The sequence below is a fragment of the Roseateles sp. SL47 genome (assembly GCF_026625885.1).
Classification (GTDB): Bacteria; Pseudomonadota; Gammaproteobacteria; order Burkholderiales; family Burkholderiaceae_C; genus Roseateles.
In genome coordinates this window covers 3,005,130-3,026,758 of sequence record NZ_CP113068.1, presented here as the reverse complement: position 1 = coordinate 3,026,758, position 21,629 = coordinate 3,005,130, and the positions used below count along the sequence as shown (strand labels likewise).

Annotated in this window: 18 protein-coding genes; 10 read left to right on the top strand and 8 right to left on the bottom strand. The window is 66.6% G+C overall.

Translation table 11 applies throughout. The annotated features are described in order from the left end of the window. Window positions 1–8 precede the first annotated feature (8 nt). From rlmH to OU995_RS13210, 7 genes are all read right to left on the bottom strand, one after another. Window positions 9–479: a 23S rRNA (pseudouridine(1915)-N(3))-methyltransferase RlmH gene (gene rlmH / locus OU995_RS13240; protein ID WP_267836014.1), complete on the bottom strand. Its 471-nt coding sequence runs from the start codon at window positions 477–479 to the stop codon at window positions 9–11. A gap of 4 nt (window positions 480–483) precedes the next feature. Beyond that, on the bottom strand, window positions 484–1,362 hold the full coding sequence (rsfS, locus tag OU995_RS13235) for a ribosome silencing factor (protein WP_267836013.1): 879 nt from the start codon (window positions 1,360–1,362) through the stop codon (window positions 484–486). Next, window positions 1,363–2,016, bottom strand: a complete 654-nt coding sequence (gene nadD, locus OU995_RS13230; RefSeq protein WP_267836011.1) for a nicotinate (nicotinamide) nucleotide adenylyltransferase — start codon at window positions 2,014–2,016, stop codon at window positions 1,363–1,365. It lies immediately after the preceding gene. Beyond that, a complete protein-coding gene (hemF, locus tag OU995_RS13225) occupies window positions 2,007–2,942 on the bottom strand; it encodes an oxygen-dependent coproporphyrinogen oxidase (protein WP_267836010.1) in 936 nt (311 codons plus the stop codon). Before hemF ends, nadD begins: the two co-directional genes overlap by 10 nt. 171 nt (window positions 2,943–3,113) lie before the next feature. Next, entirely contained in the window at window positions 3,114–3,824 is a 711-nt protein-coding gene (locus tag OU995_RS13220) for a 1-acyl-sn-glycerol-3-phosphate acyltransferase (RefSeq protein WP_267836009.1), read from the bottom strand. Between the two features lie 279 nt (window positions 3,825–4,103). After that, window positions 4,104–5,387 carry a phosphoribosylamine--glycine ligase gene (gene purD, locus OU995_RS13215; RefSeq protein ID WP_267836008.1) on the bottom strand — a complete coding sequence of 428 codons (1,284 nt, stop codon included), beginning with the start codon at window positions 5,385–5,387 and terminating at the stop codon, window positions 4,104–4,106. A gap of 24 nt (window positions 5,388–5,411) precedes the next feature. Beyond that, window positions 5,412–6,137 carry a YebC/PmpR family DNA-binding transcriptional regulator gene (locus OU995_RS13210; protein WP_267836007.1) on the bottom strand — a complete coding sequence of 242 codons (726 nt, stop codon included), beginning with the start codon at window positions 6,135–6,137 and terminating at the stop codon, window positions 5,412–5,414. 102 nt (window positions 6,138–6,239) lie between these two features. Here OU995_RS13210 and OU995_RS13205 point away from each other — a divergent pair, with 102 nt between their 5' ends. From OU995_RS13205 to OU995_RS13185, 5 genes are all read left to right on the top strand, one after another. Next, complete coding sequence (locus OU995_RS13205) at window positions 6,240–7,907, top strand: helicase HerA-like domain-containing protein (protein WP_267836006.1); 1,668 nt, start codon at window positions 6,240–6,242, stop codon at window positions 7,905–7,907. 152 nt (window positions 7,908–8,059) lie between these two features. Next, complete coding sequence (locus tag OU995_RS13200; RefSeq protein ID WP_267836005.1) at window positions 8,060–8,611, top strand: DUF6622 family protein; 552 nt, start codon at window positions 8,060–8,062, stop codon at window positions 8,609–8,611. 189 nt (window positions 8,612–8,800) lie between these two features. Further along, window positions 8,801–10,009: a sensor histidine kinase gene (locus tag OU995_RS13195; protein WP_267836004.1), complete on the top strand. Its 1,209-nt coding sequence runs from the start codon at window positions 8,801–8,803 to the stop codon at window positions 10,007–10,009. 93 nt (window positions 10,010–10,102) lie between these two features. Further along, window positions 10,103–11,017, top strand: coding sequence for a LytR/AlgR family response regulator transcription factor (locus OU995_RS13190; protein ID WP_267836003.1), 915 nt, complete (start codon window positions 10,103–10,105; stop codon window positions 11,015–11,017). Between the two features lie 76 nt (window positions 11,018–11,093). Next, a complete protein-coding gene (locus tag OU995_RS13185) occupies window positions 11,094–12,932 on the top strand; it encodes a glutamine--tRNA ligase/YqeY domain fusion protein (protein ID WP_267836002.1) in 1,839 nt (612 codons plus the stop codon). 92 nt (window positions 12,933–13,024) lie between these two features. Here OU995_RS13185 and OU995_RS13180 read toward each other — a convergent pair whose 3' ends face one another. Continuing rightward, complete coding sequence (locus OU995_RS13180) at window positions 13,025–15,241, bottom strand: Ig-like domain repeat protein (protein ID WP_267836001.1); 2,217 nt, start codon at window positions 15,239–15,241, stop codon at window positions 13,025–13,027. Window positions 15,242–15,658: 417 nt separating this feature from the next. Here OU995_RS13180 and OU995_RS13175 point away from each other — a divergent pair, with 417 nt between their 5' ends. The 5 genes from OU995_RS13175 (at window position 15,659) to OU995_RS13155 (ending at window position 21,613) form a co-directional block, all read left to right on the top strand. Next, entirely contained in the window at window positions 15,659–16,942 is a 1,284-nt protein-coding gene (locus OU995_RS13175; protein WP_267836000.1) for an efflux RND transporter periplasmic adaptor subunit, read from the top strand. Between the two features lie 87 nt (window positions 16,943–17,029). Then, on the top strand, window positions 17,030–17,746 hold the full coding sequence (locus tag OU995_RS13170; protein WP_267835999.1) for an ABC transporter ATP-binding protein: 717 nt from the start codon (window positions 17,030–17,032) through the stop codon (window positions 17,744–17,746). Window positions 17,747–17,754: 8 nt separating this feature from the next. Further along, window positions 17,755–19,068 carry a TolC family outer membrane protein gene (locus OU995_RS13165; protein ID WP_267835998.1) on the top strand — a complete coding sequence of 438 codons (1,314 nt, stop codon included), beginning with the start codon at window positions 17,755–17,757 and terminating at the stop codon, window positions 19,066–19,068. A gap of 1 nt (window position 19,069) precedes the next feature. Next, window positions 19,070–20,383, top strand: a complete 1,314-nt coding sequence (locus OU995_RS13160) for an ABC transporter permease (RefSeq protein ID WP_267835997.1) — start codon at window positions 19,070–19,072, stop codon at window positions 20,381–20,383. Between the two features lie 9 nt (window positions 20,384–20,392). Further along, window positions 20,393–21,613 carry an ABC transporter permease gene (locus tag OU995_RS13155; RefSeq protein WP_267835996.1) on the top strand — a complete coding sequence of 407 codons (1,221 nt, stop codon included), beginning with the start codon at window positions 20,393–20,395 and terminating at the stop codon, window positions 21,611–21,613. Window positions 21,614–21,629: the final 16 nt, after the last annotated feature.

The window sequence follows — 21,629 nt, the reverse complement described above, 5'->3', positions numbered from 1 at the left end:
AAAAAGGCTCATTCGCGGTGGTAGGGGTGGCCTTCCATGACCGACCAGGCCCGATACAGGCCTTCGGCCAGCAGCACCCGGACAAACGCGTGCGGCAAGGTCAGATCCGACAGGCGCAGCATGTCGTCGGCGGTGGCCTTGAGGCTGGGGTCCAGCCCGTCCGGACCACCGATGAAAATGGCCACGTCACGGCCATCGCCGCGCCAGACCTCCATGCGCTGAGCCAATTGACGAGAGGTGACACGGTCACCCCGCTCGTCCAGGATCACCCGGCGCGCCCCTTTGGGGCATGCGGCCTCCAGCCGTTGGGCCTCGGCCGCCATCAACTGCTCGGTGCTTTTGCCGGTGGTCCGGGGCTCGGCCTTCACGGCCTTCAGCTCCAGACGCATTTCGGGCGGGAAGCGCTTGGCGAAATCTTCATACGCTTCGTCCGCCCAGGCCGGCATCTTCAGGCCGACCGCACACAGGACCAGCCGCACGGTCTCAAGCCTTGGGCTTGGACTTGGTGCCGGAGGTGACCGTGGTCTTGCGGGCCGCTGGCTTCTTGGCTGCCGGCTTCGCTGCGGGCTTGGCTGCCGGCTTGGCGGCGGACTTGGCCGCAGGTTTGACGGCAGCGGCCTTCTTCGCAGCAGGCTTCTTCGTGCCCACCTTGATGGTCTGCGCGATCACTTCCTTGGGGGCCGAGCGACCGGTGGTCTTGCGGGCTGCGGGCTTGGCTGCGGTGGTACCGGCTGCCTTGGTGCCAGTCTTGACGGTGGTCTTGCCAGCCGACTTGGAAGTGGTCTTCGTGGCAGTCTTGGCGGCTGTCTTCGCCGGGGCCTTCCCGGTTGCCGCAGACTTGGTGCCTGCGGTCCGGCTCGGCGCCTTCTTGGCGGGTGCAGCCGCCGCAGTGGCGCCCTTGTCGCCCTTGTCGCCCTTGTCGCCCTTGTTGGCCTTGCGAGCCGGTTTCTTGACGGCCACGCCGTCCTCATCTTCCTCGTCCATCGGCTCGGACGCCTTCACCAGACGCGTGCCGCCCTCGCCGAGCTTCAGCTTCACCGGCTTGCCGCCCCAGATCTCTTCCAGGTGGTAGTACTGGCGGATGGCCGGCTGCATCACATGCACCACGGCAGCGCCGCAGTCCACGATGATCCATTCGCCGTTGTCTTCGCCTTCGGTCCGCATGACCTGCATGCCGCGCTTCTTCACCGTCTCCCGCACGCTGGACGCCAGGGCCTTGGTCTGACGGTTGCTCGTGCCGGACGCGATGATCACGCGCTCAAACAAGGGCGACAGCCGTTCGGTGTCGAACACCAGGATGTCCTGGGCCTTCACATCTTCCAGACCATCGACGATGGCACGTTGCAGTTTCTTGATGTCCATTCAGTGCTCACTGTAGAGACGGTGCAGGCCAATATAACCCGCAACCTTTTCGCCCACCACGGGCCTCACGTCCCCGCCCGAGGCCGCCCGTCGGCGCACCTCGGTGGATGACCATTCAAGCATCGGCATCTGCAGCCGGACCAGCCGATGCGGCCGTTCCAGCAGCGCCGCCGGCGCCCTTACCTCGTCGGACGCGCGGGCGGCCACCGCCAGCCCCACACGTCCTATCAGGTCTTCCCACCCTCGCCAGGTGGGCAGACCCGCCAATTGATCCTGACCCAGGATCAGCCACAGCGCATCCCCGGGGTGTTGTGCCTGCCAGGCCTTCACCGACTCCAGGGTGTAGCTGGGGCCGGCGCGCCGCAGTTCGCTGTCGTCCAGCACAAAGCGGGCTTCATCCTCGATCATCAACCGGACCATCGCCGCCCGATGCTCGGCGGCTGCCAGTGGCCGCCCGGCCTTCTGCCACGGCTGTCCGGCCACCACCCACCGCACTTCGTCCAGGCCCAGTTGATCCAGCGCGGCCTGGGCCAACGCACGATGCGCCCCATGCGCCGGGTCAAACGACCCGCCGAACCAGCCGACCTGCCGACCGGCCTGGCCAGGCTGCCCAGACTGACCGGCCCCCGGCAGACCGTTGCCTGTCAGAACCACAGATGTGTCGCTTCCTCATCCGCCCAATCGCGCGGACGCAGGAAGTCGGTGTAGAGCCGTTCTTCCGGCGTGCCGGGCTCGGGATGCCAGTCGTACCGCCACTGCGCCATCGGCGGCATCGACATCAGGATGGATTCCGTCCTGCCTCCCGACTGCAGCCCGAACAAGGTGCCACGGTCAAACACCAGGTTGAACTCCACATAACGGCCACGGCGGTAGGCCTGGAAATCCCGTTCCCGCTCACCGTAGGCCACCCCGTGACGGCGTTCAACGATGGGTTGATAGGCCGGCACAAACGCATCCCCCACCGACTGCATCAGCCCAAACGCCTCGTCAAAGCCGCCTTCGGCGTAGTCGTCGAAGAAGATGCCTCCAATGCCACGCGGCTCGTTGCGGTGCTTGAGATAGAAATACTCGTCGCACCACGTCTTGAAGCGTGGGTACAGCCCCTCGCCATGCGGCTCCAGGGCCGCCCGGCAAGTGCGATGGAAATGCTGGGCATCTCGCTCGAAACCGTAATAGGGGGTGAGATCCATGCCGCCGCCAAACCACACCACCGGCGGCGCTTCCAGCGGCAATGCCGCAAACATCCGCACATTCATGTGGACGGTCGGCACAAACGGATTGTGCGGATGCAGCACCAGCGACACCCCCATGGCCTCAAACGGCGCGCCCGCCAGTTCTGGCCGATGCGCCGTCGCCGAAGGGGGCAACACCCGGCCCCGCACGTGCGAGAAGTTCACCCCGCCACGCTCGAACAACCCGCCATTCTCGATCAAACGGACGCGGCCGTCACCTTCCAGTCGCCCACCGGGCTCCCGCTGCCAGACGTCCTCGATGAAGGAATGCCCGTCCAGTGCCTCCATTGAGGCCACGATGCGCTGCTGCAGACCCAGCAGATAGTCGCGCACCAACTGAGTGTTCATCGATTCACCTTTCTTCAGGACGCTCCAGCCGCCCGGCGTTCCATGGGGTTTTGAGCAACGTACGGGCGCGTCTGCCCCGCCGTTGTTCGGTCTTCCAGATGGCCGGATTGTCGGTCCTAATTGAAGCGGTGAGGTTGACGGTGGAAATTGCGTCAAAAATCGCGGTGCAGGTCAGCCCCGCAGCCGGATCGGACCCGCCTGGTCCGGATGCTTGCCCTGCCGGCCCTTGAGGATCTCCGCAAACAGCGCGAAATCCAGGTCCGGGTCGCCGCTGAGTTCCACAAACTCGGTGAACACCACCGTGCGGCTGGGGTAGTCAAAAGCAGTCAGGGCGACCGGCACCTGCGCCTGAACTGCCACCCAATAGGCGCCCGACTTCCAGCTGTCGGTGTAGGCACGGGTGCCTTCCGGCGCCACGATCAGCCAGAACTGCTCACCACGCGCTCGTGCCCGCTGCATCTGCGCCACGGTCTCGCCCACCAGCCCGTTGGCGGCTCGGCGGTTCACGGGAACCCCGCCAACCGCCCGCATCCAGTGGCCGAACAGCGGCAGCTTGAACAGGCTGTCCTTGGCCCAGAACTTCAGCTGAAAGCCCATGCTCCATTTGGACAGCAGCCCGATCGGGAAGTCCCAATTGGACGTGTGCGGATAGACCATCACGACGCCCTGCCGCGCAGGGAGCGCCCGCCCCTGGACCTTCCAGCCAAACAGGCCCAACACCCACCGCGCCAGACGGCTGCCGGGCGGGAGCGGGATCATCGGCCCGGCCCAGCGGCGCGGCAGCGGGGCGCCGACGATGGAGGGACAAGGGGCCGATGTCGCGGCGGGGGCTCGGGGCCGGACCGCCTGCGCGGCGCTGTCCTGATAACGCTCGGGAGTCAAGATATCGCTCGATGAATCACACCCCGGAATGATCAGACGACCAGATTCCTTCGACAACACGCATTGAGCAAATCAACCGACGAAAGCGCGAGAAATTCCATCCGGGAGCGGATGCGGATGCCCCGGGAAACCGGAATCGAGAGCGGAACTGGGATGGCGAGCAGGAGCAGGAGCGGCGCCCACCGCGCGGACCGGGGCCAACGGCGAAGGCTTGCCAGATTCAGGTCGCCCTGGACTGGCCGCCGCCGCTGTGCTCCGATCAGCCGCGAGCGCGCCGGCTCAGCGCTTCACCGCCCGATGGCCGATGTCGTGGCGGTACTGCTTGCCCTCGAACTGGATCGACGTCAGCGCCTGATAAGCACGCTGCTGGGCATGGCGAACGGCCTCACCCAGGGCCGTCACGCAGAGTACGCGCCCACCGCTGGTGACCAGGCTGCCATCGGGCTGCTGGGCCGTCCCGGCATGGAACACCATGGCGTCTTCGGCATCCTCCGGCAGACCGGAGATCACATCCCCCTTGCGCGGCGACAGCGGATAGCCGCCGGCCGCCATCACCACGCCCAGCGCGGCGCGGCGATCCCAGTTCAACTCGACCTGATCCAGCGTGCCGTCCGTGGCATGCATCAGCACCTCGAACAGGTCGCTCTTGAGGCGCATCATGATCGGCTGCGTCTCCGGGTCGCCCATGCGGGTGTTGAATTCCACCGTGCGCGGCTGCCCGTGGGCGTCGATCATCAAGCCTGCATAGAGGAAGCCGGTAAACGGCATGCCGTCGCGGGCCATGCCCTGGATGGTGGGCGTGATGATCTCGTGCATGACCTTGGCATGCACGTTGGGCGTGACCACCGGGGCCGGTGAGTAGGCCCCCATGCCGCCGGTGTTGGGGCCGAGATCGCCATCCTGCAGCCGCTTGTGGTCCTGGCTGGTGGCCAGCGGCAGCACGTTTTTGCCGTCGCACAGCACGATGAAGCTGGCTTCTTCGCCTTCCAGGAACTGCTCGATGACAACGCGGGCACCCCCCTCGTTGTGCACCACACCCAGCTTGTTGTCCGCCAGGATCCAGTCGATGGCCTGGTGGGCCTCGTCCAGCGTCATGGCCACCACCACGCCCTTGCCGGCCGCCAGGCCGTCCGCCTTGATGACGATGGGGGCGCCTTGCGCATCCACATAAGCGTGTGCCTGCGCGGCGTCGGAAAAGGTTTCATAAGCGGCCGTGGGAATCCCGTGCCGCTTCATGAAGTCCTTCGCAAACGCCTTGGACGACTCCAGTTGCGCTGCCGCCCGGGTGGGGCCAAAGATGCGCAGCCCGCGGGCCCGGAATTCATCGACCACACCGGCGGCCAGGAAGGCCTCGGGGCCGACCACCGTCAGTGCAATCTTCTGTTCCTGAGCGAAATCCGCCAGGGCCTTCACATCGGTGATGGGAACATTCTTCAGACGGGAATCGCGGGACGTGCCGCCATTGCCCGGTGCCACAAACACCTGGCTGACGCGCTCACCCTGCGCCAGCCGCCATGCGAGCGCGTGTTCGCGCCCGCCATTGCCCAAAACCAGGACCTTCATGGGTATTCCTTCGCGCCAGAGCGCTTATTGATCCAGGTTGGCGTTGTGAAAGACGTCCTGGACGTCGTCCAGGTCTTCGATCACGTCCAGCAGTTTCTGCATCCGGGCGGCATCGTCACCGGCCAGATCGATGGTGTTTTCGGCACGCATGGTGACTTCGGCCAGTTCGGCCTTCAGGCCAGCGGCCTCCAGGGCTGCGCGGACGGCTTCAAAGTCGCCCGGGGCGGTCAGGACTTCAATGGCGCCGTCGTCCCCGGTGACCACGTCTTCAGCACCTGCTTCAAGAGCCACTTCCATGACCTTGTCCTCGGACGTGCCGGGGGCAAAGATCAGTTGGCCCACATGCTTGAACTGGAAGGCCACCGAACCTTCAGTGCCCAGGTTGCCGCCGTATTTGGAGAAGGCATGACGGACTTCGGCCACCGTGCGGACCCGGTTGTCGGTCATGCAGTCCACGATGATGGCCGCGCCCCCGATGCCGTAGCCCTCATAGCGGATTTCTTCATAGGTGACGCCGTCCAGATTGCCGGTGGCCTTGTCGACGTTGCGCTTGATGTTGTCGGCCGGCATGTTGGCCGCCTTGGCCTTTTCGATGGCCAGGCGCAGGCGCGGGTTCATGTTCACATCCCCGCCACCAGCCCGCGCCGAGACGATGATTTCACGCGTGAGACGGGTCCAGACCTTTCCGCGCTTTTCGTCCTGACGACCCTTGCGGTGCTGGATATTGGCCCATTTCGAATGCCCTGCCATGAGACTGGTTCTCCTGTGTCGCCAGCCCGGGAAAAACGCCGGGCCGACGCTGTTGATGCTTCGTTAGACTGCGATTTTAGCTTTTGCCTCTGGAGACCCCTCATGGCCGACCCCATCCTGCTGGCCCGGCATGGCGAGACTGAGTGTGTACTGCTGCCTGCGTTGGCCAACCGCCACGGCCTGATCACCGGTGCCACCGGCACCGGCAAGACCATCAGCCTGCAAAAGCTGGCAGAAGCATTGTCCCAGCTTGGCGTACCGGTCTTCATGGCGGACGTCAAAGGGGACCTCACCGGCATCTCCCAGCCCGGCCATGCCTCGGCCAAGCTGCTGGCGGTGCTGAACGAACGCGGCATCGCGCCGCCGGAGCCCTGCGCCTGCCCCACCACGCTGTGGGATGTGTTTGGCGAGCAGGGCCATCCGGTGCGGGCCACCGTGTCCGACATGGGGCCGCTGCTGCTGTCGCGGATGCTGGGCCTCAACGAGACGCAGGCGGGCGTGCTGCAGATGGTTTTCAAGATTGCGGACGACCATGGCCTGGCGTTGCTGGACCTGAAGGACCTGCGGGCCATGCTCCAGCATGTGGGCGACCATGCCAGCGAGTTCACCACCCAATACGGCAACGTCTCCGCAGCCAGCATCGGGGCCATCCAGCGTGGGCTGCTGCAGATCGAGGCACAGGGTGGCGATCGCTTCTTCGGTGAACCGATGCTCAACATCGCCGATTTCATGCAAACGGTGGACGGCAAGGGGGTGATCAACATCCTGGCGGCGGACAAGCTGATGGCCGCGCCCCGGCTGTACGCCACCTTCCTGCTCTGGATGCTGTCGGAGCTGTTTGAAACCTTGCCGGAAGTGGGCGACCTGGACCAGCCCAAGCTGGTGTTCTTCTTCGACGAGGCCCATCTGCTGTTCAAGGACGCCCCGGCCGCGCTGGTGGAACGGATCGAACTGGTGGTGCGGCTGGTGCGGTCCAAGGGGGTGGGGGTGTACTTCGTGACCCAGAACCCGCTGGATATTCCGGACACGGTGCTGGGCCAGTTGGGGAACCGGGTTCAGCATGCACTGCGGGCGTTCACGCCGCGGGACCAGAAAGCGGTCAAGGCGGCGGCCGACACCATGCGCCCGAAGCCGGGGCTGGACATCGCCATGGCCATCACCGAGCTGGGCGTGGGCGAGGCGCTGGTCAGCCTGCTGGATGACAAGGGGCGCCCCTGCATCACCGAGCGGGTGTTTGTGCTGCCCCCGGGCAGCCAGATCGGCCCGATCACGCCCCAGCAGCGTCAGGTGCTGCGGGAGCAGTCGCTGGTGGCCGGTGTGTATGAAAAGCAGATCGACCGGGAATCGGCGTATGAAAAACTGACCGGCCGCGCGGCGGCCAGTGCGGACGCGGCCGACCGGACGACTGGCGGGGCGGCGCCTCGAAGTGGGTCGGGTGGCTCGGGTGGCTCGGGCGGGTCGGGCCGCGCCACAACGGACAGCCGCTCCATGGCGGACGAAGCGACCGACGTGTTCCGCCAGGGCGGTCAACGCCCAGGCGCCGGGGGTCCCCAGGCGGACGCCCCCCAAGCCTCCGAAGGCGGCATGCTGGACGGGCTCAAGGATGTGCTGTTCGGCAGCACCGGCCCTCGGGGCGGCCGGCGGGAGGGGCTGGCGGAGGCTGCGGCCAAGTCGGCCCTGCGGTCCATCGGGTCGTCGGTCGGCCGGGAACTGGTTCGCGGCGTGCTGGGGAGCCTGCTGGGCGGCAAGTCCGGCCGTTCCCGCCGCTGATGAACATGCTGGCCGCCGCTGGCGCCCTGCACCGGTCACTCGCGGCGCGTTTCTGCATGTCGTCGCTCCTGCATGGAAGGTGGGGCCGGGCCCCTGCACAGTGGGGTCATCGCATCCACCGAGATGCTTCCCCCAACACCCAGGAGCCCACCATGCAACATCCCAGCCCGCTCGACATCCTCACCCAGATCGCCATCCACGTTCCGCTGTGGGTCTGGGGCGTCCTGGCGCTGCTGATCGTGATTGGCCGGCAGCAAAGCCGCACCCAGGTGGTGAGCCGCAAGCGGGTGATGGTGCTGCCCTTGATCTGGCTGGTGTTTGGCGCCTGGGGCGTGGAAAAAGGCTTTGGGCAGGCCGGCAGCGCCGCTGCGGCCATGGCCGCCTGGGCGCTGGGCCTGGTGGCCAGCGTGGGCGGCATGTTGGCCGTCGGCTGGCCCGGCGGGGCGTCCTACCAGACGGACAGCAAGCACTATGTGGTGCCGGGAAGCTGGCTGCCGCTGGTGGTGATGCTGTTGATCTTTGTGTCCCGGTTTGCCATTGGGATGGCCCTGGGCTTCCAACCAGCGCTCTCGCACAGCCTTCCCTTTGCGGTAGCCGCCAGCCTGAGTTATGGCCTGTTCAGCGGCTTCTTCCTGGGCCGCAGCATCAACATCCTGCGCAGGGGTCCGTCGGATCGTGCAGCGGCCGTGCAGGTGGCTGGCTGACCGGATCCCGGCCCGGTCTTGACCGGGTCCGGCGACCGCCCCTCTGGTGGTGTCTCGCCTTGTGCCCCTCGTTGTACCTCCAGTTGTGCCTCCAGTTGTGCCTCCAGTTGTGCCTCCAGTTGCGCCTTCCGTTGTGCCTCCGGTTGCGCCTTCCGATGCGCCCCCTGCTTGTCCACCATCGAGCCGCTGATGCCCCGCTTCCCCCCTGAGCCGTCCCCCCCCTGCGCGCAGGACAAGGGCACCCGCAAAGTCGGCGCGGCCGCTGCCGTGATCCGCTGGACGGCCCGTCAGTTCCTGATGCTTGCCGGCGTTTCGGTGGTTCTGACCCTGTTGCTGGTCGGCAGTTTTGGCAACGCCTGGAAGCCGACGCTGGTGTACAGCTTCTGCATCTCGCTGGGATGCGGGGGCTTCATTCACAGCTTCCGCCGCAGCGCCGGCTGGGCCCGAAAAAAGGTCTACCAGCGCATGGGATGGGCGCATGACGGCTCCATCGCCTGGCCGGGCTGGCCGCTGATGATGATCTGCCTGATTGCCGGCACGACACTCGGTTATGGGAGCGGCACCTGGCTGGGCAACCACATCACCGGCCTGCATTTCAAGGGGCCGTTCGATGCGCCCTGGCAGGCCCTGCTCGGCACAATCGGCTTCTCGCTGCTGCCGGGCATTGCGCTGACCTTCATCTTCTTGTGGCGTGGCAAGGCCGCCGCTGCGGAGGCCCGCGCCGAAACCTTGCGCCGCCAGGCGGCGGAGACCCAGCTGCGGCTGCTGGAAAGCCAGTTGGAGCCGCACATGCTCTTCAACACCCTGGCCAATCTGCGGGTGTTGATCGGCATGGATGCCGCGCGGGCCCAGGCCATGCTGGACCACCTGATTGCGTTTCTTCGGGCCACGCTGGTGGCCTCCCAGGCCGACCGCCATGCGCTGCGAGACGAGTTCGCCCGCCTGGAGGATTACCTGGCGCTGATGCAGGTCCGCATGGGCCAGCGGCTGCGGTTTGAATTTGTGCTGCCTGCAGAGGTGGCTGACATTCAGGTGCCGCCGCTGTTGCTCCAGCCCCTGGTGGAAAACGCCATCAAGCATGGGCTGGAGCCGCATGTGGCGGGTGGCCTGCTGCAGGTGCGCGCCGCGCGGGTCCCTGGAGGGCTGCGGCTGGAAGTGGCGGACAACGGCGCCGGGTACGCGCCCGCAGCCACGCCCACCCCTGGGTCGGGTTTCGGCACGCGGCAGATCCGCGAACGGCTGGCCGTGGTCTATGGGGCCCAGGCGCGCCTGGAGATCCAGGCCCGGCCGGAGGGCGGCACACGGGCGGTCATCGACATGCCGGCCCCCCCACCCCCGGCGGCGCCTGCATCGCAGCCCCCGGGACACAGCAGCCCGCGTGTGGACGCGACCCGCTGAACGGGTCATGGAATGCCCACGTCCCACCGCATCGGGCCCGGACGGCCCACGGCCCCTGAACCCACTTGCTTCTTCTGACCGACCGAGGACCCCATGCCCACTGTGCTGATTGCCGAAGACGAAGAATTGCTGGCCCATCATCTGCGCCAGGAGCTGAACACCCTCTGGCCGGAGCTGGAGGTGGTGGCCATGGCGCCGCACGGCCAGGCCGCCGTGGATCTGGCCCTGCAGCACCAGCCGCAGGTCTGTTTCTTTGACATCCGCATGCCGGGGCTCACCGGACTGGAAGCTGCCGCACTGCTGGCCGATGAATGGCCCGACGGACCGCAGGCGCCACCATTCCCGCTGCTGGTGTTCGTCACCGCCTACGATCAATACGCCGTTCAGGCATTTGACCGCGCGGCCGTGGACTACGTGCTCAAGCCCGTCCAGCGCGAGCGGCTGGCGCAGACGGTGAGCCGTCTGCAGGCAGGTTTGAAGAACCGCGCAGAGGCTGGGGTGCCGGAGAGCCCGCAGAGCGCCACCGCCGCCCCGGGCTCGGACCGTCGGGCCGGGCCATCGACCGGACACCCCTCCTCCCCCGACTCGCCGGCCCTGGAAGCCGCACTCGATCAACTGCGCACCCTGCTGCTCGCCGGGGGCCCCGCACGTGATTTTTCGACAGCCCCGGCCGGACAGGCGACGGTGCTTCGCCATCTGCAGGTGGGCGTGGGGCAGAGCATCGTCATGCTGCCGGTCGAGCACATTGTGTTTCTGGAAGCCGCCGACAAATACGTGCGGGTGCTGACCGCCGACCAGGAGTATCTGGTGCGGACCTCGCTGCGGGAGCTGCTGCCGCAGTTGGATGCCGAGCGCTTCTGGCAGGTACACCGGGGCCATGTCGTGCAGGTGGATGCCATTGACCGGGCCACGCGGGACGAAGCGGGCCGCCTGACCCTCAAGCTGCGCAAGCGCCCGGAACGGCTGGCCGTCAGCCGCATGTTCGCGCATCGATTCAAGGCGCTTTGAGGGGCACTGCGGCGCCGGGCGATCTCGGTCGGCCGGACGCGTAGAATCGTTCGCCTCTTTCGCCAGTGATTCATTCATGTCCGCCAGCACCGACAAGACCCCGAGCGCCGCGCCTGAGCACGACGGCGATGCTGTCAAGCCCAGCAACTTCCTGCGCGCCATCATCGAACGCGATCTGGAACAGGGCTTCCAGCCGGCGCGTCACTTCGCCGGCACGCCCGGGGACGCCGCTCACCATGCCGCCGGCCCGCTGGACCCGGCCCGCATCCGTACCCGGTTTCCGCCGGAGCCCAACGGTTACCTGCACATTGGCCATGCCAAGAGCATCTGCCTGAACTTCGGCCTGGCGCGCGACTACGGTGGCATTTGCCATCTGCGTTTCGACGACACCAATCCGGAGAAGGAAGAACAGGAATACGTCGACGCCATCAAGGAGATGGTGGCGTGGCTCGGCTGGTCCTGGGACACCCCGGAAGCCACCAACACCGCTGCGGCCAGCACCAGCCACCTGTTCTACGCCAGCAACTACTTCGACTTCATGTACCGGGCCGCCGAATATCTGGTGAGCCAGGGCCTGGCCTATGTCGATGAGCAGTCGGCCGAAGACATGCGGGCGCATCGGGGCGACTTCAAGACCCCCGGCAAGGACAGCCCCTACCGCAGCCGTAGCCCGCAGGAGAACCTGGCGCGTTTGCGTGAGATGCGGGACGGCCAGCATCCGGACGGGTCGATGGTGCTGCGCGCCAAGATCGACATGGCGTCGCCCAACATCAACATGCGTGACCCCACGCTCTACCGGGTGCGCCGGGCCACCCATCACAACACGGGCGACCAGTGGTGCATCTATCCGATGTACACCTTCGCGCATCCGATCGAGGACGCGCTGGAGTGCATCACCCACAGCTTTTGCACGCTGGAATTCGAAGACCAGCGCCCGTTCTACGACTGGTTGCTGGAGCATCTGGCTGCCGGGGGGCTGCTGGCGCGCCCGCTGCCGCACCAGTATGAATTCGGCCGCCTGAATCTCAGCTACGTGGTCACCTCCAAGCGCAAGTTGCGCCAACTGGTGGAAGAAGGCCATGTCACCGGTTGGGATGACCCCCGCATGCCGACCCTGGTGGGGATGCGCCGCCGTGGCTACACGCCGGAGTCGATCCGCGCGATGGTGGAAAGCACCGGTGCTTCCAAGACCAACAGCTGGATCGATTACTCCGTGCTGGACGGCTACCTGCGCGCCGACCTGGAAGGCAAGGCCGCCCGCGCCATGGCGGTGGTCGACCCGGTGAAACTGAAGCTGGAGAACTACGCGGAGGTGTTTGGCTCGCTGGAGCACCGTGAGGCGTGCAGCGCACCCGCACATCCGCACCTGCCGGAACTGGGCCAGCGGGCCTTCAGCCTCGGCCCGGAACTGTGGATCGAGCGCGAAGACTTCATGGAAACGCCGCCCAAGGGCTACCACCGGCTCTATCCGGGCAACAAGACCCGGCTGAAGTACGGGTACGTGGTTGAATGCGTCGGCTGCGAGAAGAACGAGCAGGGTGACATCACCGCCGTGCTGGCCCGTCTGGTGCCGGACACCAAGAGCGGCACACCGGGCGCGGACGCCGTGAAGGTGAAGGGCGTCATCACCTGGGTGGGGGTGCATGACGGTATCCCGGCCGAGCTGCGTCTCTACGACCGTCTGTTCACCGAAGCACAGCCGGATTCGGGCGACCGCAACTTCCTGGAGTTGATCAACCCGCAGTCCAAGCGGGTGGTTCAGGGCTATGTGGAGCCGTCGCTGGCGGGGGCCCCGCCGGATCAGAAGTTCCAGTTCGAACGTCATGGCTACTTTGTGGCGGATCGCAAGGACCATCACGCTGCCGCGCCGGTCTTCAACAAGATCACCGGCCTGAAGGACAGCTTTGGCAAATGAGTGACTGACCACCTGGCCAAACGCATGAAGCACCGGCCACGGCAACTGCAGGAGTCAGGGGCGTCCAGTGACGCCCCTTTTTCTTGGGCGAGTCAGATAACGGCCAACGAGAGGGGCTCCAAAAGCGCCGCCGGGCTGCCCGTCTCCAGACCCAGGCTGGGAAGGCCCGGGGCCTGGGTGTCCAGCAAAAATTCCAGGCGCTCAATGGCGCTTTGATTTCCTGCGGCATCCCAAGCGACGACTTCCACCACATGATGGCCGTCGGTGAACAGCGAGGGAGGCAGTTCCCCACCAACAAAGACGATCCATGAGGAGCTGCCGTCCAGGCGGTAGGCCCTGGAGCCACCGGCTTCCACATCGCCGATCACCACAGTGCCGTCCTGCGTGACGCGGTCGTCAGTCAGCAGGCCGGTGTCGTGCTTCAGCGCGATCGTCGGTGCATCGGGGGCTTGCCGGTCCAGTTCAAATCTCAGCTGGGTGATGACACTGCCCACATTGCCGGCCACATCGATCTGACGGGCCAGTACCGTCCAGACCCCATCGTGTTCAAAGGGGGTGTCGTCTCGGAACGCCAGGTCGGTCGGGTCGGCGGCATCACGCCAGGTCTGCCCGCCGTCCAGGCTGAAGGACCATCGGGCCCCCGCCTCCAGATCTTCAAACAACAGGTAGGGGGTGTTGGTCAGCAGGTCGTTATCGCGGCCCGTGTCGAACTCCAAGGAGATCGTCGGGCCGGTGGTGGGCGCGACGGTGTCGCGTTGCACAGTGATGCTGGCAGTGGCGCTCTCATTGCCAGTGGTGTCACGCACCCGGACACGGACGGTATGAACACCATCGCCACCGAGGGCGGCATCCGAAATCTCCTGGCCTTGCCCAGGGTGCCAGGCGCCATCGTCCACTTGGTAGAACCAGTCGTCGCCCGGCTGCACGCCGCTGACGACCAGCGTGGCATCGCTGGTGATGTGGTCGGTGGTGTCGCCGGTATCGTGCGCCAGGGCCAGCGAGGGCTGATCGGGCGCCACGCTGTCAAACCAGAAGTCCAGCGACGCGACCGCGCTGCTGTTGCCCGCCAGGTCCGTCTGATAGACCTCCACGCGGTGCTGCCCCTGCGCCGCAAAGACGTTCGCCGGAATGCTGCTGCCCTGGCCCTGCACCCAGGCCTGACCATCGACACGGTAGAACCATGCCGCGTCGGCCTCCAGGTGCCCCACCTGCACCACCGGATCGTTGCTGCTGGGCAGGCCCTGCACCGGGGCCGCCGCACGGGACAGCCCCAAGGTCACTGGCCCTAGCGAAGGGTCCGCAGGAGCGGTCACCGTGCCGGGCGGCCGGGCCTCGACGTCGTCTGGCGGAACCCCACCGATCCCCGCGTCGGGCACTACACCCTCGTCTCCTCCCGGGCTGGGTCTGGAGCCGCCACCAGAGCCCGCGCTGGAGCCCATATCCCCCCCAGCCCCGCCGCCGTGGCCTGGCCCAGCCTCTGCACCTGGGGTCGCACCGGTGCCGGTGCCGGTGCCGGTGCCGGTGCCGGTGCCGGTGCCGGTGCCGGTGCCGGTGCCAGTGCCAGTGCCAGTGCCAGCGCCAGACCCTGCACCTGTCCCTGGATCGATGCCAGCGCCCGTACCAGTGCCCAGGTGTCCGCCACCGATGCCGCCCGAGCCTCCGCCCCCTCCTGCCGATGCGGCCGCAGCGGCCAGCAGCCCGCCACCTGCCATCAGCCATCCGGGTTGTGCAGCAGATCCCAGGCTCAGCCAAGCGACGGCCCGGTCGTCCTCATCATCGGCATCGGCAGGCCGAGGTCCGTCGGACAGCGGTGACTGTGGAGATTGCGGCGGCAGAGACGTCAGAGACGTCTGCGGAGGTCCGTCATCGCCTGCGCGGGTGGGCCCCAGGTCGTCCAGCCGAGGGTCTAGCTCAGGCTCAGAGAGCGGCTCAGAGGCACCTTCCAGCGCCTCGGTGCCACCGCCTCGACGGACGTACCTTGCCCCCGTTCGTTTGGCTGGCTGGCTCGCAGCCACAGCAGCGGCTTCAGTGGCGGCTTCAGCGGCGGCTGCTGCAGCGGCTTCAGCGGCGGCTGCTGCAGCGGATTCAGCGGCGGCTGCTGCAGCGGATTCAGCAGCGGCCGAAGCCGAGGCTTCAGCAGCAGCGAGCCCCGCAAAGCTGCTGCCTGCGGCCACCGTCTCCGCCTGCCAACCACGGGGGCGCAGCAAGGCCGCTCGTGAGGATGGGTGCGCACCGCTGGCACCGGCAGGCACAAGCGCGGCGGAGGGGGACAGCAGCGGGGACTCTGTATGGGATTGAACGGTGTTCATGGCGAATCGGGAGGATCAAAGTGAAGGGAGATCCAGTATTCGTCTCAGCGCGGATCGGCGCATTTGCCTGCGTCGGTAGGCAAAGCGCGCGCGCCAGCGTGAAGCAGTGAAGAACCGACCTGCAGAGGTGTCGAACGCCCGCCCCAGGTTCGGTCCCGCACAGGCCCGACACGCTGTCCGCCCGTTGAAAGCGGCTTGTTCCCGCTTGTTCCCGCCTGTCCGGCCCATGTCCGGCCCATGTCCGCCCCCTGTCCGCCCCATGTCCGCGCACTGTCCACCTGAGTGTCCGCGGACACCCTCACACCGCCACAAAGCTTCTACAACTCATTGATTCCATTCACTTTTCATTGAACCAACCTGTTGGCATGCCCCTTGCAGTCTCTCCTGCCAGAACCACTCGATCCCTCTGCTGCCTCCATGATCCGCGACACCTCCGGCCAGGACCGCCCCCTCTCTCCCGCCCCGACGCTCTGGTCCCGCCATCGCCGTCGTCTGCTGGCCGCCGCCGTCCTTGGCGGTAGTGCGGTCGCCTGCGGCCTGGCGCTGCCTGCCGTCCAACGCATGATGAGTGGCGGCGCGTCCGTCAGTCTGCAACGCCTGGGCATTGCCACCGTCGAGCTGGGTCCACTGGTGCGGGATGTCTCAGGCGAAGGCAAGGTGGTGGCCGCCATGAGCCCCACCATTTATGCGCTGCACGGCGGCAACCTGGTGTTGCGGGTGAAGGCCGGCGACAAGGTCACCCAGGGCCAGTTGCTGGGCGACATCGACAGCCCCGACCTGCGGGCGCGACTGGCCCAGGAACAAAGCAATGCGGACGGCCTGCGCACGGACCTGCTCCGCGCTGAGGTGGATGGGCGCGAGCAGCGCTCGGCGCTTCAAAGCGCGTGGGAAAGCGCCAGCATCGACCTCCAGACCGCCCGCAATGACCTGGAACGGCAGACCAAGGCCTTTGAGGCCGGTGCCGTGGCCGGCATGCAGGTCGACAAGGCACGCGACGCCATGGAGAAGGCGCGCATCACCGCTGCCCATGCGCAGGCCGGTGTGGGCCTCAAGGACAACAGCCTGAAATTCGAACTGCAGGCCAAGCAGCAGGCGGTGCAACGGCAACAGTTGCTCGTGCAGGATCTGCGCCGCCAGGTGGCCGAGCTGGCACTGCATTCCCCCGTCAACGGCCAGGTGGGACAACTGCTGGTGGCCGAACGCGCGAATGTGGCCGCCGGCACCGGCCTGCTCACCGTGGTGGATCTGACCTCGCTGGAAGTGCAGATGCAGGTGGCAGAAAGCTTTGCCCGCGACCTGGCCATCGGCATGCCCGGAGAAATCTCCGCCAACGGCCAGCAGTGGCGGGGCCTGGTGAGTTCCGTCTCCCCCGAGGTGGTGAATGGCGAAGTGGCGGCGCGGCTGCGCTTTGACGGCGCCACACCTGAGCAGTTGCGCCAGAACCAGCGGCTGTCGGTCCGGGTGCTGCTGGACCGCCGTGACAAGGTCGTCATCGTCAACCGAGGCAGCTTTGTGGATGAAGGCGGCGGACGTTTCGCCTACGTCATCCAGGACGGGCAAGCCGTCAAACGCGCCATTCGCCTGGGAGCGCAGAGCCTGTCCAAGGTGGAAGTACTGGAAGGTCTCCAGCCCGGCGAGCAGGTGGTGATCTCCGGCGCCCAGGCCTTTAACGGCGCGGAGCGAATCACCTTGTCCCAATGAACCATGGCGTGCCGATGAACACGGCCCGGCGCCCCCATCGGCTCTTCCCCCGTCCCCTATTTTCAAAGTCACACACGAGAGATCCCCATGCTGAAGATGCAATCCCTCTCCAAGGTCTACCGAACCGAAATGATCGAGACCTATGCCCTGCGCGACTTCAATCTCGAAGTCCGCCAGGGTGAATTCGTGGCGGTCACCGGTCCGTCGGGCTCGGGCAAGACCACCTTTCTCACCATTGCCGGACTGCTGGAATCCTTCTCCGGCGGCCTCTACCAGCTGGACGGTGTGGACGTCAGCCACATGAATGACGACCAGCGTTCCCGCATGCGCAACGAGAAGATCGGTTTCATCTTCCAGGCCTTCAACCTCATCCCCGACCTGAACCTGCTGGACAACATCGAGGTGCCGCTGCGCTATAGAGGCATGAAGACCGCTGAACGCCAGCGCCGCGCCCGGGAGGCGCTGGCCCGCGTTGGCCTGTCCGCCCGTGAGCGGCACTATCCGGCCGAGCTCTCCGGCGGACAGCAGCAACGGGTGGCCATTGCCCGCGCCCTGGCGGGTGAACCCAAGCTGCTGCTGGCCGACGAACCCACCGGCAACCTGGACAGTGCCATGGCGCGCAGCGTGATGGAGTTGCTGGAAGAGCTGCATCGGGAGGGGGCCACCATCGTCATGGTCACCCATGACCCTCAACTGGCTGCGCGTGCCCAGCGCAATGTGCATGTGATCGACGGTCAGGTGGTCGACATCGCCGCCAATCTTCACCTGGACCCTGCCCTGTTGCGGACCGCCACGCCAGCATGAAGACACCTGTGCCCTTGCCCCTTTTGCGGTCTGTGGTGCTTCCCCTGGCCGCTCTGCTCCTGTGCGCCGGCTGCTGCCAGCCCTCCGCAGCGCAGACCGAAGACCTGCTGCAGATCTATGCCCAGGCGCGGCAGAACGACCCCACACTGGCCACCGCCCGTGCCGTCCGCGGCGAGCAGACCGAAGTGGCGCGGCAGGCCCGTGCCGCGCTGCTGCCGCAATGGTCGGCCCAATATGCCGAGTTGCGTTACCAGGCCGACGGCAGCCGCGAACATCAGCTGACGCACAGCCTCAGCCAGGTGCTGGTGGATCTGAGCAAGCTGCGGACGCTGGATGCCGAGCAGGCGGGCGTCAGTGCGGAAGAGGCCCGAGTCCAAGCGGCCGAAGCGGATTTGTGCGCGCGTGTCGCCTCGGCCTATTTCGGCGTGCTGACCGCCCAGGCCACCCTCGCCACGGCGCAGGCCATCGAAGATGCCTACCTGCAGCAGGTGCAGCAGGCACAGGCGCGGTTTGATGCCAAGCTCAGCGCCGCCCAGGATGTGGAACAGGGCCGCGCTTACTTTGAGCTGGCCCGTGTGAGCACGGCCCAGGCTCAGGAAAGCCTGGCCGATGCCAAACAGGCGCTGGCCGAGATCACGGGCCGCCCGCCGGGTGAACTGCGCCCACTGGCGCCGGACCTGCCGATGCTGCCGCCCGACCCCGCAGAACCGGAGGCCTGGGTGGCTCAGGCCCTGCGCGACAACCCCACCCTGCGGGCCGGCGCGCTGGACCTGGCCGCCAGCGACCAGCGGGTGGCAGCGGCCCGCGCGGCGCATCTGCCCACGTTGAGCGTGGGCGTGGATGGCGAGCGCCGGGCCGGCACGGCCATTGCGCCGGTCGATGCGCGCTACACCTCCACCGTGGGTCTCAAGCTCACCATCCCGCTGTTTTCCGGCGGCGCCATCGAGTCCCAGAAGCGCCAGGCGGTGTTCCGCCGCGAGCAGCAGAAGGAAGACCTGGAAACCACGCGCCGATCGCTGATCCGCAGCACACAAGGCTACTACCAGGCCGTGCTGTCCTCGCTCAGCCAGATGCGGACCACCCGCGCCGCCGTGGATGCTGCCGAGAAGTCCCTGGCCTCCACCCGCAGCGGCCTGGATCTGGGGGCCCGCACCATGACGGACCTGCTGCTGGCCATCCAGACCCAGAGCAATGCTCGCAGCGCCTGGGAACAGGCCCGTCACCGATTCGTGTTGTCCCAGCTGCTGCTTCAGCAATCCGCCGGCCGCCTGGCCGAGTCGCAACTGGCCGCCGTCAACCTCCTGCTCATCGAGAAGCCCTGACATGCTCACCTACTACCTCGAACTGGGCGTACGCAGCCTGCGGGCCCACCGCGGCCTGACCGTGCTGATGCTGCTGTCCATCGCCATGGGCGTGGCCGCCTGCATGACCACCCTGACCGTCTTCCATGTGCTCTCCGGCGACCCCATTCCGGCGAAGAGTTCGCGCCTGTTCAACGTGCAGCTGGATGCGGAACCGATGCAGGGCTATCAAGCCGGCGGCGAACCCGCGCTGCAGCTCACCCGCATGGACGCTGAAGCCCTGCTGCGAGACAAACGTGGCGTGCATCAGGTGATGATGACCGGTGCCAACATCGCTGTGGATCCGGAAGGTTCCGGTGTGTCGGGGCAGTCTCCATTTTTTGCATCGGCACGTTATGCCAGCGCCGACTTCTTTGCCATTTTTGAAGCGCCCTTTGCCTATGGGCATGGATGGACGGCAGCCGAAGAGGCCTCTGAAGCCCGCGTGGCCGTGATCTCGAAAGAGCTCAACGACCGCCTCTTCGGTGGCGCGGACAGCCGGGGACGCATGCTGCGGCTGCGCGACAAGGACTTCACCATCATCGGTGTGCTCAAGGCCTGGCGACCAGCACCGCACTACTTTGACCTCACCATCGGTGCCTACCGTGCGCCGGCAGATGTCTATGCCCCCCTGGCCACCTCTTACGCACTGCGCATGGGCGGCACGGGCAGCATGAACTGCTGGGGCAGCGGCGGCGGCGCGGATCCCCGCGCCTTGAGCGCCCCCTGCGCCTGGCTTCAGTATTGGGTGCAACTGGATACGGACCAGCAGCGCCGCGATTACTTCACCTATCTCCAGCAGTACTCCGACGTGCAGCGCCAGGCGGGCCGCTTTGAGCGGCCCAGCAATCCCCGTCTGCGGCCAGTGATGGAGTGGCTGTCCGTCCGGAAGGTCGTGCCGAGCGATTTCCGCTTGCAGGTGTGGCTGGCCTTCGGCTTCCTGGTGGTGTGCCTCACCAACACTGTCGGCCTGTTGCTGGCCAAGTGCCTGCGCCGCAGCGGTGAGATTGGCGTTCGGCGCGCGCTGGGTGCACCGCGCCGCCAGATCTTCCTGCAGTTCCTGGTGGAAGCGGGCAGCCTGGGGCTGACCGGTGGATTGCTGGGCCTGCTGCTGACCTGGGTCGCCCTGTGGATCGTGCGCATGAACCCGGCCCCTTATGCCCGCCTGGCGCAGATGGACTGGCAGATGTTGGCCACCACCTTCGGCCTGTCTCTGGCCGCCAGCCTGCTGGCGGGCCTGCTGCCGGCCTGGCGCGCCTGCCAGATCACCCCCGCGCTGCAACTGAAATCGCAATGAGGTGACCCGATGGACATTCTTCCCATCCTCTCCACGCTGAAGCGGCACAAGACCGCCGCCAGCCTGATCGTGCTGCAGATGGCGCTCACCTGCGCCATCGTCTGCAATGCCCTGTTCCTGATCAGCCAGCGCATTGAGCGCATCGGCAAGCCCTCGGGCCTGGACGAAGACCGGCTGGTGATGCTGGCGGTCGCCAGCGTGACCCGGGTAGACAACGACGATGCACAGACCCAGTCGGATCTTCAGGCGCTGCGTCAGTTGCCCGGGGTGCAGCAGGCGGCCATCGTCAACCAGATCCCTTATGCGCCCAGCACGGTCTACTCGGGCGTGAGTCTTCAACCGGGCCAAGCCCAACCGCCAACCACCGCATCCACTTACTACGGCGGCGAACACCTGCTGCAGACGCTGGGCCTGCGCGTGATTGCCGGGCGGGACTTTCTGCCTGATGAATATGTGGGCAGCGCAGCCGCCAATGAAGAGAACCCGGTCATTCCCGCCGTCATCGTCAACAGTGCCCTGGCCAGGCAGCTCTTCCCGGGCGAGTCGCCTCTGGGCAAGTCGGTGTATGTCTATGGGAATGTGCCGCACCGCATCGTGGGGGTGGTGGATCCGCTGACCTCACCCACCCCCGGGACCAATGAGCAATACGGGCTCGGCACCCTGATCCTGCCGATACGGCCGAGTTTTCGCGGCGGCATGTTTCTCCTGCGCACCGACCCTGCACAGCGCGCGACAGTGCTCAAGGCCGCTGCCGAAAAACTGGTGCACAACAGCCCGGGCATGAAGCGCCTGGTCCGGGACCAGATGCTGCTGACCGACATGCGCAGTGACTACTATCGCCAGGACCGGTCGATGATCCAGTTGCTGGCCGGCGTTTGTGTGGCCCTGCTGGTGGTGACCGCTTTCGGCATCGTTGGGCTGGGCAGCTTCTGGGTGCAACAGCGCACCCGCATGATCGGCACACGGCGCGCGCTGGGCGCTACGCGGGGGCAGATCCTGCGCTATTTCCAGACGGAGAATCTGCTGCTGTCCACCGTGGGCATCGCGCTGGGGATGGCCGGCGCCTACGGCATCAGCCTGCTGCTGATGCGGCAGTATGAGATGCCGCCGCTGCCAGCGGCCTATCTACCGGTGGGCGCGGTGGCCCTCTGGGCGCTGGGGCAGTTGGCGGTGCTGGCACCGGCACGCCGTGCGGCGGCGCTGCCGCCGGTGGTGGCCTTGCGCGGCTGAGAAGGCCACTTCCATT